The 17,775-nt window shown below is 46.1% G+C and carries 12 protein-coding genes and 1 tRNA gene; 6 read left to right on the top strand and 7 right to left on the bottom strand.

What is annotated here, in order from left to right:
- The first annotated feature begins 408 nt into the window (after window positions 1-408).
- Together ACYVGR_RS16640 and ACYVGR_RS16635 are read left to right on the top strand one after the other, a co-directional pair.
- Window positions 409-1,641 carry a transporter gene (locus ACYVGR_RS16640; RefSeq protein WP_460958629.1) on the top strand — a complete coding sequence of 411 codons (1,233 nt, stop codon included), beginning with the start codon at window positions 409-411 and terminating at the stop codon, window positions 1,639-1,641.
- A gap of 15 nt (window positions 1,642-1,656) precedes the next feature.
- Window positions 1,657-2,253, top strand: a complete 597-nt coding sequence (locus tag ACYVGR_RS16635; RefSeq protein ID WP_460958627.1) for a hypothetical protein — start codon at window positions 1,657-1,659, stop codon at window positions 2,251-2,253.
- Between the two features lie 52 nt (window positions 2,254-2,305).
- On the opposite strand, the gene ACYVGR_RS16630 is transcribed toward ACYVGR_RS16635, so the two are convergent.
- The 6 genes from ACYVGR_RS16630 to rpoN form a co-directional block, all read right to left on the bottom strand.
- Window positions 2,306-2,467 carry a hypothetical protein gene (locus ACYVGR_RS16630; RefSeq protein WP_460958625.1) on the bottom strand — a complete coding sequence of 54 codons (162 nt, stop codon included), beginning with the start codon at window positions 2,465-2,467 and terminating at the stop codon, window positions 2,306-2,308.
- 73 nt (window positions 2,468-2,540) lie between these two features.
- Window positions 2,541-3,482, bottom strand: a complete 942-nt coding sequence (locus ACYVGR_RS16625) for a phage integrase SAM-like domain-containing protein (protein ID WP_460958623.1) — start codon at window positions 3,480-3,482, stop codon at window positions 2,541-2,543.
- Between the two features lie 282 nt (window positions 3,483-3,764).
- Window positions 3,765-3,838: transfer RNA gene (locus ACYVGR_RS16620), tRNA-Arg, on the bottom strand.
- A gap of 66 nt (window positions 3,839-3,904) precedes the next feature.
- On the bottom strand, window positions 3,905-4,702 hold the full coding sequence (locus ACYVGR_RS16615) for an enoyl-CoA hydratase/isomerase family protein (protein ID WP_460958621.1): 798 nt from the start codon (window positions 4,700-4,702) through the stop codon (window positions 3,905-3,907).
- Window positions 4,703-4,733: 31 nt separating this feature from the next.
- On the bottom strand, window positions 4,734-5,321 hold the full coding sequence (locus tag ACYVGR_RS16610; protein WP_460958633.1) for a hypothetical protein: 588 nt from the start codon (window positions 5,319-5,321) through the stop codon (window positions 4,734-4,736).
- 191 nt (window positions 5,322-5,512) lie between these two features.
- On the bottom strand, window positions 5,513-6,958 hold the full coding sequence (gene rpoN, locus ACYVGR_RS16605) for an RNA polymerase factor sigma-54 (RefSeq protein ID WP_460958619.1): 1,446 nt from the start codon (window positions 6,956-6,958) through the stop codon (window positions 5,513-5,515).
- A 153-nt stretch (window positions 6,959-7,111) separates the two neighbouring features.
- Between rpoN and ACYVGR_RS16600 the strand changes: the two genes are divergently transcribed.
- From ACYVGR_RS16600 to ACYVGR_RS16590, 3 genes are all read left to right on the top strand, one after another.
- Entirely contained in the window at window positions 7,112-8,602 is a 1,491-nt protein-coding gene (locus ACYVGR_RS16600; RefSeq protein WP_460958617.1) for a nicotinate phosphoribosyltransferase, read from the top strand.
- A 152-nt stretch (window positions 8,603-8,754) separates the two neighbouring features.
- Window positions 8,755-9,489 carry an HAD family hydrolase gene (locus ACYVGR_RS16595; protein WP_460958615.1) on the top strand — a complete coding sequence of 245 codons (735 nt, stop codon included), beginning with the start codon at window positions 8,755-8,757 and terminating at the stop codon, window positions 9,487-9,489.
- Between the two features lie 92 nt (window positions 9,490-9,581).
- Entirely contained in the window at window positions 9,582-10,730 is a 1,149-nt protein-coding gene (locus ACYVGR_RS16590; RefSeq protein WP_460958613.1) for a TIGR03364 family FAD-dependent oxidoreductase, read from the top strand.
- Window positions 10,731-10,745: 15 nt separating this feature from the next.
- Here the strand turns inward: ACYVGR_RS16590 and ACYVGR_RS16585 are convergent, their stop codons facing one another.
- Window positions 10,746-14,132, bottom strand: coding sequence for a fibronectin type III domain-containing protein (locus ACYVGR_RS16585; protein ID WP_460958611.1), 3,387 nt, complete (start codon window positions 14,130-14,132; stop codon window positions 10,746-10,748).
- A 410-nt stretch (window positions 14,133-14,542) separates the two neighbouring features.
- Between ACYVGR_RS16585 and ACYVGR_RS16580 the strand changes: the two genes are divergently transcribed.
- A complete protein-coding gene (locus ACYVGR_RS16580; RefSeq protein WP_460958631.1) occupies window positions 14,543-17,740 on the top strand; it encodes a SusC/RagA family TonB-linked outer membrane protein in 3,198 nt (1,065 codons plus the stop codon).
- Window positions 17,741-17,775 lie beyond the last annotated feature (35 nt).

Genomic DNA, 17,775 nt, shown 5'->3' with positions numbered 1-17,775 from the left:
ATTGGTTCATGGTACACGAAGTTAAAAAAGTTTCGTGTCCGGATTTTTAGGACCATATCAACTATATCCTTTGGAAGATGAAAGGGGGACGCATGAGCCAGATGGGTGGGGACTTCGACCTAAGTTATTTCTGAACCGCTGACACTTTCCAAATTTGGCGGGGAGCCGTTTCATATATTCGCATTCTGCGATTTTGGAAAGTTCCAAAATGATAAAGGGCGGGGTCGATAAAGGAAAAAATGGGCAAAAGTGGGGGGTGGTGAACAGCAAAAGGCCTCATTGTGAGGCCTTTTGCTGTTTTTGAGGGTGCAACCGACTTATGGAAATAAATATTTGATATATTTATTTCCCATTTTTGGGAAAAATGCATTACATGGACTATATTTGTCTATATAAATAGGTTCAAAAATGGGAAACATAGAAGATCAATATCTCACGGACATTTATAGGCATCTGGAAGGCAAGGGGTTCCCGCAATTTTCAGAGTTAATAGAGAAGAAGAGAGTAGAATTAGGCATCACAGATTACCAGATGTCTAAGATTTTAGGTATTACGAAGAATACTTTTTACCGCACGCTAAAACGCATTTCGGAGGGTGACATTGAATCGTTGGACTATTTTACGATTGTTAAAATCAGCCAATTGTTCAATATAGACGTAGCAGAGTTAACGAAAATTTACGTTGGTTCACTTAAATCAGAACACATCGGAGAGATCGAGAAGGCTCGGAAAGCATATTATATTCTGAATAATTTTGATTTGAAAGGTCTAAAGGATCAGGGCTTTATTGAATCGGTGTCAGATTTTGACAGTATTGAGAATCGTATTGTTAGTTTTTTTCATTTAAATACAATATTCGACTACTCTCATGAAGTAGGCCATGTCTTATTCAGCAAGCACCAGAAGTCTGATGATAAGATGAGGGAGTTTTGGGTTCGATCATCTATTTTTCAGTTTGAAAAACTGGAGAACCCGAATGAATACGATAGAGATACGCTATTAACTCTAGTGCAGAGTATTAGGCCTTATACAAGATATGAAGAAAAAGGCCTCGTTACTGTAATTAAGGCTTTATATAAAGCCGGTGTGACAGTAATCGTTCAACCATCAGTACTCAAAGCGAAGGTACGGGGGGCGACGTTTGTCGTAAATGGTAAGCCATGTATAGCTATTACGGATTTTAATGATAATTACGCCACCCTATGGTTTGCTCTCATGCATGAGCTATTTCATGTGTTATTTGACTTCAATCATCTTAAAGCTTTCAAATATCACCTAACGGAAGATGGGGCTGATGATAATTTATTGATGAAGGAAGCGGATGCTGATCGGTTTGCAAGGGAAATGCTCTTTCCGCAGGAGTATATGAACTATATCAAGCACCTAATTAATGCTCCGATGGCAGTATCTCAATACGCACAAGATAAACGAGTGCATCCATCTATTATCTATAGCTTTTTCTGTTATCAGAAAAAGCAAGAAGAGGGTAAAAATCTATACGGAGTCTTTCAAAAGTACTTTGGTAAGACAGAGAAAGCCGTTAAGGCTGTAAAGTCCAATCCCTTCGATAAGGAGTCGATTTTTCAAGAAATCGAGAATATTAAACAGCGCCTATTGGCTTCGGTTGATAACAATAATTAATTATATATACTATCCATGGAAAACGAAGGACAAAACAACCCTAACGAACGTAAGGACGACGAAAAAAGCCAAGATAAACGTTTGGAAGAAATCAAGAAACTACTTGATCAAGCTAAACAGAATCCAGAAGGTAAGCAGGGCTCTCTATTTCCTGATGAAGAATTAGGAAGCGAAGATGTTGGATTTGATGCGAGTATACTGAGTGATACTGCCGATCCAGATAAGTCTTACGCCTTATACTACAGTATGAGGAAAATGTTAATGGATAATCTGCCTTCTGGTAAGAAGAATAAAAAGCTTCGCCAAACGGTCTATGACGAAAAGAACCTTTTCTTAAATCGTGGAAAAGCTTTAGATGCTCGTGGAAAACGGGGTAGCGATGGCCGAATGAGTTTTATCTCAACTTTTATGGAGCCTGCATTTAATGCTGTTGCTGATTGGGTTAAAACAGGTGGTAGTCCCTTTGATGCATTTATGGCGTTTTACGATCTTAATGAAGCTTACGGCTTTCATAAGAGTGAAGAAAAAGATGCATCTGATGGTAATGACTCGCCTAATCAAAATCCAGGAAATGATGATGATAGTGAAGGTGGTGTGTTAGAGGAAGTATAGCTTTCGTCATAAAAAGGCAGTGGAAGCCTGTACAGGCTTCCACTGCCTTTTTTTATTTATATACAACTTCCCTGGCCACTCGTTCCTCGTTGGCCTTACCGTAGTATTTAACGTGTTTCGTCGTGCTATGGCCAAGCATTGCCGCTACACTTTCCTCCGAAACTCCGAGTTCGTTAAGCATCACATTGGTAAACGTCTTTCTGGTGATCTTCACTGTTAGGTTTAGCCGGATGCCAGCCATGTGTTGAATTTGCTTTAACCAATCGTTATAGCCTGAATTACTGATTTTAGGCCAAATTCTCTACGCCCTTATACTTTTCAATCAGGGCCAGCGCTGGAGCCGACAGTGGAACAACCTGAACCGATTCATTGACAAAGAAATCCGATTCAGCATATTTGCCGCGCACTTTAAAAAGCCAGATCCGACCATCAACGCCTTTACGCACATCGTTAGGGGTTAGCGTTTGGGCATCCTCATAGTGTAGGCCGGTGTAAACCGAGAATAAGAACAAATCCACAATTCGGCGGATTTCTGGCCTCCAGTCAAAAGTGGCTATGTCGTTTATTTCTGAGCGGGTCAAATGGTCAATGTTTACTTTTTCCTTTTTCTTAAGGACAAAAGCGGCCAGTTTGTCAAGTTTCAAAATTTCGCGTCTAACGGCATCCTCCGTGATGTTTTTGAGTACCTGTGTATGCCGTACTATGTAATTATTGTCTAGGTTACGCTTTCTAGCCCATCTTACAAATTCATCGGCAGATCCGAGCGTAAAACGATCAGCAGCCAGTTTTTTCCATTTCTTTTCTTCAAGAAACAGTTTAATGTTGTCGATTCGGGTCTGATAGTTGCGCCGTGTCCCTTTGTTTTTGTAAGTGGCGGCTATATGTTGCTCAAATAAATCTACCAGCTCCCAAAATGTATGGGTGCGTTTCTGTTTATTGGTGTACAGATCCGCTAAATGTTGAGCGCTGACTGGTTCGTTCGCTGACTCGAATTGTAAGAACAGCCTGGTAATATCTGACTGGATTAGCGATAGTTTTGAATTATCGTCATTGGCTCTTAGGCTTTTACCTTTGATACGCTGTTTTTCAGAGTCCCATTCTGACGATTCAACTTTAATGTAGGTGGAGAAATCATTAGCCGGAATACCGTCTATTTTAATTCTACAGTAGATAGTGGCCTTAACACTTTGACTCTTTCTACTGTTGCGTTTGATGAACAGAACGCGCATTTTTTACGAAACATGAAAACTAATTGGTAATTAAAAGATACTTAAAAAGAAATTAAAATCTAGTTAATGAACCAATAAGTATGCCCTAAAACGAATATATGGTTACATATTCAAGCATTCATTTTTGAACACTCTGACACTTAATTAGGTACACCCCAAGAAAATTTAGGTACACCCCGAAAGTTACACCGTTGTAGGAAATTGAGCGAGAGAGAAATAGGCCCTGGAAACGCAAAAAGCCCACATTTAGTGGGCTTTTTAGGCTGAATTTGAAGTATCCAGTGCACTCGTAGGGATTCGAACCCCAAACCTCCTGATCCGTAGTCAGGTGCTCTATCCAATTGAGCTACGAATGCATTGCTATGAAGCATTTCCCGTTGATTGGGAGTGCAAAAGTAGAGAGAAAAAAATTAGTTGTCAATCTATTTGCCTGAAAAATTTGCTTTGCGCTTCATCAAAAAGGCACTAATACCCTCCATTGCATCAGCCGAACGACCCAGTTGATCCTGACTATCAGCCTCCTGGTTGAGTTGGTGGTCAAGGTCGGAATATAAGGATTGATTCAAAACTTTTTTCATAGCACCAATGGCGAGGGTAGGGGCAACCGCATAATAAGCCACGATTTCGTCGACAGCGGTATCCAAACCCGCAGCCGGAACTGAACGACCAACCAGCCCTAATCGGGCCGCTTCCGGGCCATACACCCGCCGACCAGTGCTACAAAGCTCGAACGCTCGTTGTGGGCCAATGAGACGAGGGAGGAAAAATGTTGATCCCGCATCTGGCATCAAACCTATGTTGACAAATATCTGGCTAAAATAGGCGTCGTCGGCACAGATGATCACGTCGCAAGCCAGAGCTAGCGAACAGCCTGCTCCGGCTGCTACACCATTGACACGGGCGATTACAGGTTTCGGTAGGTTTCGGATGGCGCGAATCATAGGGTGATAAGTACTCCGTAGAGAGTCGCCAAGGGCAAGCTGACCACCCGATGATGCAGCCTGAGTAATGCCTTCTTTAAGATCGGCACCCGATGAAAATGCTTTATCGCCCGCGCCAGTAAGCACGACAACCCGCACCTGTTCGTCAGCCCCGGCAGCTTCAATGGCTGCCGTGATATCACGAATCAACCCCGGACTAAGAGCATTGTAGACGTGTGGACGATTGAGCGTAATTCGGCAAATCGAATCGGACAACTCGTAAAGAAGGTTTTCGTACATGGTTTTAGGATTTACTAGGTTAACCGATTTTTTATAGAAGCCAGAGAACCGTTAGCCAGCTAACAACTACACCCAAAGCCAGACCGGCGCCAATTTGGGCTGGTGTATGGGCATTGAGTTTGAGCCGGGCGCTGGCAACAAAACCCGTTAGGATTACCAGAATAAGTAGTGGAAAAAACAGATCGGTTATACTGAATTTGAGCATCAGGCTAGCAATAGCTCCTATAGCACCACCGATACCAACGCTGTGGGCACTAATTTGCCAGGATAGGCTAATTAGGCCAACGAGGAGAATAGAGACCGCAATACTTCCTACTAAAATCCCAATTTCGGGAGCAATCGTTGACACGAGCTGCATCCGAAACATGAATAGATAGGCAAGAAATAGATAGACACAGGCCGTTAAGAAATACGGTAAACGACGATCAGCTAACGTGTCCAACTGTAAGCTCTGTACATAGCCACTGCGGAAGAGGTAATAAATCAGCAGCGCAGGCACGGCAAATGTGCCGACAGAAATGAGCACTAGCAGACTAAGTCGTAAAGAGATGGAGAAGGCATCCATCCCCAAAACACCAGGTGCCTGAAACAGCAACACGCCGAATAGTAATGTCGGCATGAGCAGCGGATGGAGAACGACCGAAAGGAAGCGGGCGAAAGACGTTGTCAATGATGAATGATGAATTATGAATGATGACCGGGTCGCCGGAGCGATTATAAATGCCTTGCCAACTTAACAGCAGACTATAGTGCAAAGTTAAACTTACATACTACTGGCATTCATCATTTTTCATTCATAATTCATAATTTTTATAATTGTTTCCTCAACCGAGCTACGGGGATATTAAGCTGTTCCCGGTATTTGGCCACTGTTCGGCGGGCAATATTGTAGCCCCGATCGTTCAGAATCTTTTCGAGTTTATCGTCCGATAGGGGGTGAAGCTTCGGTTCGGCATCGATCAAATCTTTCAGTATATTCTTCACTTCACGGCTACTGACATCTTCGCCCGTATCGGTCGAGATTCCTTCCGAGAAAAAATATTTAAGTGGATAAATACCAAATTCAGTCTGAACGGCTTTGCTGTTCGCTACCCGCGATACGGTCGAGACGTCCATGTCGATCAACGTTGCGATGTCCTTCAAAATCATAGGACGGAGCCGCGACTCGTCGCCCGTAAGGAAGAAATCGTACTGGAAACGAACAATAGCGTTCATGGTGCGAAGCAAGGTTTGCTGGCGTTGCTTGATGGCGTCGATGAACCACTTGGCCGCGTCCAGCTTCTGCTTGACAAACGACACGGTTTCTTTCAGATTCTTATTCTGCTTTTTGCTCTTGTCGTAGGTGTCGAGCATGTCGGCAAAGGAGCGGCTGATACGCAGCTCTGGGGCATTTTTTGAATTCAGCGTTAATTCAAGTTTGCCCCCGTTGTTAGTCAGAATGAAATCGGGAACCAGGTATTGGGCTGTGCCCGATTCGCCTTCAACAGAGCCCGGCTTGGGGTTCAATTTGATAATAATGTCGATGACCCGCTTGAGGGAATCGTCACTAATATTCAATCGGCGCTGAATCTTGTCGTAATGTTTCTTGGAGAATTCATCGAAGAATTCGTCGATAATCCGGATCGCTAAGCCAATGCAGGGATCGCTCTGATCTTTACGCTGAAGTTGCAGAATCAGGCACTCCTGAAGCGTACGGGCCCCAATGCCCGGCGGATCGAACGATTGGATTTTGTGCAGGATACGTTCAATTTCATCAATGTCCGTAAACACATTTTGGGCAAAGGCGAGGTCATTGACAATAGCCTGCAACGAGCGCCGGATATACCCATCGGCTTCGATACTGCCAATGAGTTGTAAGCCAACAATGCGCTGTTGTTCGGTCAGGTTTAAATAGCCAAACTGTTGAAGGAGTGAGTCGGTCAGGCTCGAGCTGGTGGCCAGCGGCATGTCGCGGTCATCTTCGGCATAATTGCCATCGCCCTGCATTTTATACCCGGCATAATCTTCGTCCTTAATGTAACTATCTATATCCAGATCATCGTCCCGTTCTTTATAGTCATCAGCATCATCGTATGAGTCGTCATCTTTTTGATCATACTCTTCATCCATGCCTTCTTCTAAAGCTGGATTAATTTCCAGCTCTTCTTCAATTCGTGTGTCTAATTCAGCAGTAGGAATCTGCAGCAGTTTAATAAATTGGATCTGCTGCGGAGATAACTTCTGCTGAAGGGATTGCGATAGGCTTAGCTTCTGCATGGTTGTCCTATAGGCGGTAAAATGTATCCGTTATGTTGAGCGTCTAAGTTGGATGTAAAACTGCCCCTCACAATTATCAGACCAAATTAACCAGTTTTTTGTTTTTGTGGCGATAAATTTTCTGTGAAGTTCTGACATACTACCTTCGCGTTCATGACGAATAAGCTTTATGACACGTCGCTGAGCCTACTGACGGACCTGTATCAGGTAACAATGGCTTATGGATACTGGAAATCGAAAACCGCTGAGAAAGAGGCTGTTTTTAATCTGTACTTCCGAAAGAACCCCTTTAATGGCGGCTTTACGATTGCTTGTGGACTGGCCAATGTGATCGGTTACATCGATCATTTCGGCTTCTCAAAAAAAGATTTACGTTACCTCCGAACCCTAAAAGGGAATGACAATAAGCCGATGTTTGAGGAGGCTTTTCTGGATTATCTGGCCAATTTGACGCTTACCTGTAGTATCGAAGCCATCCCCGAAGGCACCGTTGTGTTCCCGAATGAGCCTTTGATACGGGTGCGTGGGCCTATTTTACAGTGTCAGCTACTTGAAACTCCGCTGCTGAACCTCATTAATTTTGAGTCACTGATTGCTACCAAAGCAGCCCGATTGCGGTTGGTTGCCGATACCGATACGTTGCTGGAGTTTGGACTACGTCGGGCACAGGGCGTCGACGGCGGTATGACGGCGAGCCGGGCCGCTTACATTGGGGGCTGCGATGCTACATCGAACGTGCTGGCCGGGAAACTCTACGATATTCCCGTGAAGGGAACCCACGCGCATAGTTGGGTTATGTCGTTCGATGATGAGCAACAGGCGTTTGATACGTATGCGGAGGTATTGCCGAATAATGTGACGCTACTGGTCGATACCTACGACACGTTGCAGGGTGTACGGCATGCGATCGAAACCGGGCGAAAACTCGAACAACAGGGCCACAAATTAGCGGCAATACGACTCGATTCGGGCGATTTAGCCTATTTGAGTATCGAAGCCCGCAAGTTGCTGGACGAAGCTGGCTTTGAGAAAACATCGATTGTGGCCAGTAACGATCTCGACGAAACAATCATCACCAGCCTGAAACAGCAGGGGGCCAAAATAGATATCTGGGGCGTAGGTACTAAACTCGTTACCGCCTTCGACCAACCTGCTCTGGGTGGCGTTTACAAACTGGCTGCGCTTCAGAACGAAACCGCAGGGGATTCCGCCAGCCGATGGTCCTACAAGATGAAGCTATCAGAGCAAGCCATTAAAGTGTCGACACCGGGTATTCAACAGGTGCGTCGGTTTCGGGATGAGCGCGGTTTTCTGGCCGATATGATCTTTAATACGGAGGAAATGAGCGACGAGAAGCAACCGGCTACCATGATTGACCCGATGGATTTTACGAAGCGACGACGGTTTACTGTAAATCAGCAATATGAGGATTTATTGGTGCCCGTTTTTCAGGAAGGGAAGCGGGTTTATGAACTGCCCGATATCCATGCCGTACGGGCGCGCGTACAAACGCAATTGGCTGGCCTGCACCCAGGCGTGAAGCGGTTCGTTAACCCACATACGTATCCGGTTGGATTGGAACAAAGTCTGCACGAGTTGAAAACAGAGCTTATCCTTAAGCTGCGAGAAAGTGCCTCTCACTAGTGGCGAGAGAAGTTTCCGTGCATCAACGTATTGCTAGACTGGGCCGATAAACTTTCTTTTTTTCTTAACACAAAACTGGCTAAGGGTTTAACTTTTTTCTGTTGTTTTACCACCCCGCTCCGGCGGACCTCTTTCTCAAGACAACTCGATATATGCAACCGATTGAATTAGTGGTTTTTGACATGGCGGGCACTACCGTGACCGACCACCACGAGGTAGAACGGTGTTTTGCGGAAGCAGCCGCCGAAACGGGCCTATTTGTTACCGATGAGCGCATTCTGGCGATGCAGGGTCTTGCCAAGCGCTATGTCTTCGAAACGCTCTGGAAAGAGCAACTGGGTGAAGACGATCCGACGATACAGCAGCAGGTGGATGTATCGTATGCTAGTTTCCGTCGAATTCTCGAAAACCACTACCTGACGCAAGGTGCAACACCTACCGATGGCTGTCTGGAAACCTTTGCTTACTTACATGAACGCGGGATCGCCATTGCGCTGACAACCGGATTTTATCGGGTTGTTACGGATATTATTCTGGAAAAACTCGGCTGGCTCAATGGCCTTGACGGTCGACGGGTAGGTACCGCCGAAAGTCTGATTCAAGTGTCGATTGCCAGCGATGAGGTTGAGCGCGGGCGGCCTTATCCGCACATGATTGAGAAAGCAATGGACTTGCTTGGTGTAAGCAATCCAAAAGCGGTCGTAAATATAGGCGATACTCCCTCCGATTTATTATCAGGGCGGGCTGCCGGAGTGGCGCTTAATCTGGGCGTTACCAACGGAACACACTCCCGCGAACAGCTAGAAGCGTATCCTCACGATTTATTAATTAACTCGCTCCGCGATTTACCCGCGTTGCTGGATGCGCGCGAAGTTTCTGTCGTATAAAAAATGTCAAGAATGGTCAAGGGTAGTCAAAAATTGTTTCAATACCTGACTATTCTTGACCCAGTCTGACCACCCTTGCTCCTTTTTTAGTTATGCTTTCTTACGATTTAATTGTTGTCGGGGCGGGTGCCCTTGGTACGTTTCATGCCTATCATGCTGCGAAAGCCGGACAACGTGTTTTATTGCTCGAAAAAGATCGGTATCCAGTTGGGGCCACGGTGCGTAATTTCGGTCAGGTAGTACCTTCTGGACTAGCTGGTCGGTGGTTCGATTATGGACGACGAAGTCTGGAGATCTATCGGGCTATTCAGCAGGAAACAGATCTGACGGTTCGGGAAAACGGCACGATTTATATTGCGTCGGATGCCGATGAGTGGACCCTGGCCAACGAACTCTACGATCGTTATCAACAGATTGGCTATCCGTGTGAATTATTGACCAAAGCGCAATGTCTGGCCAAATACCCGTCGCTTCAGCCCAACTATGTACTGGGCGGTATTTTCTTTCCACAGGAAATGAGCGTAGAACCGGAGCAGATGATTCACCGGCTGATTGCCTATAGTCAGCAAAAATACACTGTCGATTATCGGCCTGGTTCGGTTGTGATCGACTGTCAGTCAACGAGTTCTGGAGCTACGGTTACGCTGAGTAATCAGGAGCAATTTCAGGCCGGGCGAGTGCTTGTTTGCGGTGGTCACGAAGTACGATTGCTATTTCCTGAGGTGCTTGCCAAGGCGGGACTGGTGGTTAGCAAGCTGCAAATGCTTCTGGCAGAGCCCGTCGCGGGTCTAAACCTTCCCGGCAATATCCTGACGGGATTGACCATACGTCGGTATGAAGCCTTTCAGGAATGCCCATCGTATGCTACACTGTCTAACCAACTTCCAGAACACTTGGTCGAGCTGAAAAAGTGGGGCATTCATATTCTATTCAAGCAGGCGATAGATGGCTCCATTATTGTGGGCGATTCGCACGAATATGCTGAAGCTACCCAGGCCGAAGATTTAGGCTATCATACGCAGGATTTCATTAATAATCTGATGATAACCGAAGCGCAACGAATTGTTACCTTTCCACTAACGATTCGCAAAACATGGGCTGGTTTTTATAGCCAGACACCCGATGAGATTTTTGAGTATGATGTCGATAAAACAATCCGAATCGTAACCGGAATAGGTGGAAAAGGTATGAGTTCGGGAGCTGGCTATGCCGAACAGAGCATAGCCAGCTTATTCCGATAAAGAGTACAGTACAAATTACTGCCCCAGTTGTAATTTGGCGTACTGTCCAAAAGTGAGTTGTTGTCCCGGATCGAACCCTACCCTAAGCGCATTGGCCGTGTTGTAAGCTGGAACAGTTACCGCGTGTTTAATCTGAATGATATCAGTTGAAGTTGGTACGCGGTTACATGACCAGATTGTATTATCATACCAATTGCCTGCCCGAATGGTGTAAAAAGCACTACAGGTCTGGAATAAGAAAGAGTACGAAAAGTCAGAGCTTGATGTAGACGAGCACAACATCCTAACCTGCCATTCATACTGCATATCAGGAGTTAAATTCGTAATTGTAAGGCTGATAGAGGTAAGATTGCTGACTACGACCCAGTTAGTTGTTCCAACAATACGGTATCGAACTTCATAGGATGAGCTAGCGTCTGCATAGTAGTTATACCAGCTCAATTTTGTTGAGGTGGGCGTATAATTGCTAGTGGCTAAATTATAGGGTGTAATGCAAGAGTAAGTAGAAAATGAATTCGTAGAAGAATAGTCAGACAGGGCTCCATCACTGCATCGACTTCTAACCTGCCATTCATAACCCATATTGGGTTGTAAGTCCATTATCGTAACACTGTTGCTTGTTAGTCCTGTAATGGCTGTCCAATTGGCTGTTCCCACACGTCGGTAGAGTACATCATAGTTAACATTAAAACCTGTTGAGGCCCAGCCCAGATAAGCACTGGTGGCTTTTGGGTTTGCATAGCGACTATCAGGAGTTCGGCAGGAAGTGGTAAAACTCTGGCCGGTTACAAATTCTGAATTGTCTATTGTGGAGCAGGCGGTTCTAACCTGCCACTCATAGGGGGTGTTATTGGTTAACCCTGTCAAATTGTACGTAAAATTAGTTGAGCTACCTGAAATGATCAGATTACTGAGGGTTACCCAATTAACTGATCCTACTGGTCGGTAACGTATGTCGAAGCGAGCGGTTGGCTCAACAGACGCAGTCCAGTAAAGGCTCACGGATGTACTCGATAACGCCCCCCAGTATGGATAGTTAGGGGGTAAACAGCTAGTCGTGAAGTTGTTGCCAGATACATAATCTGCCTGGGTATTAGTAGGGCAAAACGTTTTAACGCGCCACTCGTAGGTGGTGTTGCTGCTCAGGCCAGTGAGTGAATATGGGGTTGTCCAGTAGCCAGACACAATGGGGATATCGCTTATGGTGTTCCAATTAGTAGTGCCTAGTGGGCGATACTGTAGATCGAAGATAGTGCCTGGTTCGGACTGAGGTTGTGTGTACCACTGCAAATTGGCCGTAGAATAGTTGGTTGAACTGTACGTATACGTAACCCCTTTGCAACTTGGCGTAAACGTAAGCGGGTAAGAAAATCCCGAATGCTCAGTTGGCGAACAAACACTTTCTATTTGCGCTTCGTAAGGGATGTTGGGGGTCAGGCCAGTCAGTAAGTAATAAGTGTTAGGCTGTACCGCCAGCCCGTCCAGGATTATCCAGTCGGGCGCCCCCACAGGCCTATAGCGTAAAGAAAAAGTACGGTCCACTTCATTGAAACTGGTGTACCAGTAGAGCGAAACTGAGGTTGAATTGGTGTAATTTAGTCCTAATGTGGGTATTGGGCAGGCTAATGTTGTAAAGGATTTTGGACTAGTATAGTCAGTAATAACGGTTGTTGAGCCTGGACAAGTACCCTGTACCCGCCATTCATAAGCCGTTGATGCAGTCAGGCCCGTTAACGAATAATAGTTACTGGTAGAGGCATCTACCGTGTTCCAGGTTGGTGCATTCTGCATACGCCATTGTAACGTGTATGCTTCAGGATAGGCGTATGCCCAACTAAGTGACGCGGAGGTTCGAGAAGGGTACTCCGTATAAAGGAATGGAACAGGGCATGGGACCGTAAAAGTTGCCGGGCCACTATATATACTAGCGCCAGTTGCTTTCACTTGCCATTCGTAGGTTGTATTCACCTGTAAATTGTATAATGAATAATAGTTATTCGGCACCCATGTAATTGTATACCAGTCTGTACTGCCAATTGGTCGGTATTGCACCATATACGTGATACCTGTACCAGCACTGTTCCAGTTAACCTGGGCTGTATTGCCGCTAATGTTTGAGGTGAATAAACCTGTGATAGGGGGAGAGTTCTGCGCCATTATAGTAGGGCTAAGGCTCCCTAGGGTGGTATTAGAAGGACGAATGCGATAATAGTACTGGGTGTACGGCACGGCTTTACTGTCGGTAAAGGTCGTTACATCGGGTGCCACACCACCAACGGGTACAAAACCCGAATTGGATGACGTAGATCTTTCGATGAAATAACCCATTTCGTTATTGGCATTATCCTGCCATGTCAGGACAATAGAGTTTCCATTTACACTGGCTACCAAATTGCTGGGAGTGATTACGTTGGTAGGCGGAGCATCGAGCGTATAAGCTGTATGGCTTTGCCGAAGAGCCAGACCGGCCTGCATTCGATCGTATTGACCAGGCGTAAAATCATGTGTACAAGGGAAATAGTATGACATGATGTTGGTTACTGATGGCGAGTAGGGAAGGCCGTTCGCATCACGGGCGGTGCTGCTGGGGTCATACTGAGGGCAACCATTGACATAAGTGAGGTAAGCCCCATTCATATTGTAAGGATCGGCAGGGGTATCACAAATCAGATCGCCATCTATCGCACAGTTGGCACCTGCTCCGCGCGTCACTAACTCGGTGGTTGTACCGGAGCCGAGTGACCCATTTCCGGCATTCTGCCCAAATGTATGAATCAGGTTGAAGTTATGTCCCAATTCGTGCGGTACGAGCCGGTTTCCCATATCATCTAAATTAAAGGATTCATTCAAAATAAACGAGCGAGTTGTAACAATACTATTGCCTGGATAATAGGCATACCCGCCCAGCCCTGACGTTGAGAACTGATTGACGTAATATTGATTCATGGCATTGGTGGCATCACGACCATTTACGGCTGTTTCCTCCGCTGTTCCTCCATACGGAAAGCCGTTATACAACTGATCGTTGTCCAGATAATCAGGCGATGTACCGACAAAATAAAATTGAATGCCTAGCCCATTCAGCAAATAATAACTATTGGTTATAGCCATTACCTGATTCATGCTGGCCAGCGTATAGCCACCAGTGCCATTGCTTTGCCGTATAATATGCGGGCGTATAGGAACATAGGTAACTACCTGGAAAGCATTGCCGGAGGCCAGTTTTTTCTGCCGAGCCTGTTCAGCCTCCTTCACTAAAGCCTGAGCTTGCTCTGGGGTAATATCTGCTACACCACAAAACAGCGTTGTGGATAAGGGAGTTGTTGTTTGTGCTCTTGCGATTGGGCAAAGGAAAGTTCTGAAAAGTAAATAAATTAGAATTAAGTAGATGGATTTCTGCATAAAGGGAGGGAGGGTGTAGCTATTATTTAAAAGAGGTTAATTGTAGTTACCGTAAATAAGTAAAATCAACTGAAAAATTGTATCAAAAAGTACGCCACAGATTATACCATATTCAGCTTAAAAAGGCTCGGTACAGATAAGTTGATAAGTCCCTGAAAAATCTGGTTTGGTAGGTTACCTGACATCTGAAAGGCCAATAGAGCCATACTAAAACAATCATTAAAAAACTATTAAATTTATGTGAAATATCTGCTTTCCTGTTTAATAAAAGCTTGATAGTCAGTGTGTATAAGGGTTAGGATAGGCGTATACTTTTGTGAGTAATTACTTAAGTAATACTAACCTGATACTATATGCAACTTACTTTACCCAAGTTCATGCTGGAATATTGGTCTCGACAAAAGACTATAATGCCTGCGCTACACCAAGGTATTCGGTGGACCATTGCCGCAACGCTTTTGTTGTGCTTGTTGCCGGGTCTGTCGGCCCTGGCACAAACCATCAGCGGACGGATTGTTTCCAGCGATGATAACCAACCGCTGCCGGGCGTATCCATTGTTGTGAAAGGAACCAATGCCGGTACCACCTCTCGTGCCGATGGGACGTATTCAATTAACACGTCCTCAAAAAGCACACTCACATTTTCGTTCATCGGCTACACAACTCAGGAGGTTGCCGTCGGTAATCATACTACGCTGGACGTAACGATGCAGGCGGGCGACCGCACCCTGAATGAAGTTGTTGTAACGGCGCTGGGTATTAAAAAAGACATCCGGCAAACGGGGGTAGCTATTCAGACCGTCGAGGGAGCGCAACTCATTAAGGCTCGTGAACCCAATGCCGTAAACTCTTTAGTTGGTAAAGTAGCGGGCCTTACCATCGGCGCTTCTGCCGAACTGCTGCGTCGGCCCAATGTGATCTTGCGGGGTAATACCGACGTGCTGTTTGTGGTCGATGGCGTTCCCATCAACTCCGATACCTGGAACATCAGTGCCGACGACATCGAAACCTACTCTGTTCTGAAAGGGGCATCCGCGTCGGCCTTGTACGGATTCCGGGGTAAAAACGGCGCCATCCTGATCACGACCAAACGCGGAACGAAAGACAAGCGCGGGTTTGCCGTGGATGTGAACACGAGCCAAATGATCGACAATGGTTTTCTGGCGATTCCGAAAGTGCAGGACGAGTATGGCCCTGGTGATCACGGAGTTTATGAATTCGTTGACGGTAAAGGCGGTGGTAAAAACGATGGTGACTACGACATCTGGGGCCCACGTTTCGAAGGGCAGTTGATTCCCCAATACGATAGCCCGGTCGATCCGGCTACTGGCAAACGCACGGGAACTCCCTGGGTTGCTCGGGGTAAAGACAACCTGAAACGGTTCTTGCAGGCGGGTATTCTATCAACCAACAACATTGCCGTATCGGCATCGGGTGAGAAGTATGACCTGCGGTTCTCGGTTTCGCACAACTATCAGCGTGGTCTAGTCCCCAATACCAAACTGAACAGCACAACTTTTAAAATCAACACCGGCTATAATTTCACCAACCGGCTTCGGTTTGAGGGTGATCTACAGGTAAATCGCCAGTATACGCCGAATATTCCCGACGTTGATTATGGGCCAAACTCCATGATCTACAACATCGATATCTGGGGTGGTGCCGACTGGAATATCGACGATATGAAGAACTACTGGCAACCTGGTAAAGAAGGTATTCAACAGATTTACGCTGAATATCAACGGTATAATAACCCCTGGTTTATCACGAAAGAATGGTTACGGAGCCACTATAAAACAGATATCGTTGGGCAGACATCGCTCAAATATAACATTGCCGACGGATTGGATTTGCAACTGCGTACGCAGGTATCGATGTGGAACCTACTGCGTACCGAGAAGTTCCCGTATTCAGCAACCGTGTATGGTCGGGAAGAAGCCAAAGGCGATTACCGCGAAGACCGTCGGAATCTGCTGGACAACAACACCGACCTGCTGATTAAATACAACAAGCGGATCAACCCCCTTCTGAATGTAAATGCCATTGCCGGGGGTAACATGCGTATTTACAATTACAACTCAAACTACACGACCACCAACTACCTGAACGTACCGGGCGTGTATAACTTCTCGAACTCGCTCAATGCAGGTATTGCTTCGAACTTCATGGCCGATATGCGTGTGTTATCGGCTTACTATTCGGCTGACTTTACGCTGAAAGATTTCGTAACGCTGTCGACAACGGGCCGCGTGGATAAACTGTCTACCTTGCCCAAAGGGAATAATACGTTCTTCTATCCATCGGTGGCGTTGAGTACGGTATTGTCGGATTACCTGCACTTGCCCCAAGCCATTTCGTTCCTGAAAGTTCGGGCGTCGTATGCCAACGTAAAAGATGGCCTTACACAGTCGACGATTGGGGTACCCTCGTTCCCATTAAGCTATGGTCAGCAGTATTTTTCATCCTATGACGGGCCAACCTATCAGAACTCGGCTGTATATAGTACGCCTTTAACGGTTAACAATACCTCGACGGCTTATTTTACCAACACCCTGAATAATCCCAACATCAAGCCAAATAGTACCTCCCAGACCGAAGTTGGACTAGATGCCCGTTTCCTGAATAACCGACTGGCGTTCGATGCCGCTTATTACATCAGCGACGATGGCCCGCGTATTTTCAGCCTGCCTATTTCTGAAACAACTGGCTATTCGGCGGCTTTGGTGAATGGTATCAAAACGCAGAAGAAAGGCGTTGAGCTATCATTGACGGGTAAGGTACTCACAAATCCAAATGGCCTGAACTGGGATGTGCTGGCCAACTGGTCGACGTACAAGGAGATTTACAAGGATTTTTATCCTGGTGTAACGGCTCTGAATACCTTCTTCAAAATTGGCGATCGTACCGATAAATACTACACCAAAACGTTTGTACGTACGCCCGATGGTCAGATCATCAACGACGCCGGTGGACGTCCACTTCAAACGACGGTTGCGCAGTACGTAGGCAACATCAATCCGGACTGGGTATGGGGTATTAACAACCGCTTCAGCTACAAGAGTTTCACCTTTAGCTTCCAGTTCGATGGTCGCGTAGGCGGAGTTATTTCCGACTATGTACAACAGAAAACCTATGCGGGTGGCCGTCATATCAACACCGTTCTGGGCGATATGGGTGTTGCCCGGTTGAATGATACGAAAGGCATCAAATCGTACCTGGGTGAGGGCGTTCAGGTGAGCAATGGCGCCAGCATCAACTACGACGCCGATGGCAACGTGACCAACTACAGCGAATTGAAGTTTGCGCCCAATACCACGAAGGCGTATTTACAGGATTACATTGCCAAGCGGTATGGGTTCGATGGTGGTAATATCATTAGCCGCACCTTTACCAAACTTCGCGAAGTGGTCATTGGCTACAACCTACCCCAAAGCTTCACCAGCCGGTTGGGTATCAAGCAGGCATCTATCTCGTTCGTTGGTCGGAACCTGCTCTACTTCGCCGAAAAGAAAGACATCGACATCGACCAGTTTACGGGCAATGGCCGTTCGGATCTGCAAACGCCAACCACCCGCCGGTACGGGGTCAATTTAAATCTGACATTTTAAAAAACTGCCCTCGTTTCACCTCACCCCCGGCCCCT

This window comes from Spirosoma litoris (assembly GCF_054776755.1).
Note: the sequence above shows the minus strand (reverse complement) of the source record. Positions and strands in the feature narration are given on the sequence as shown.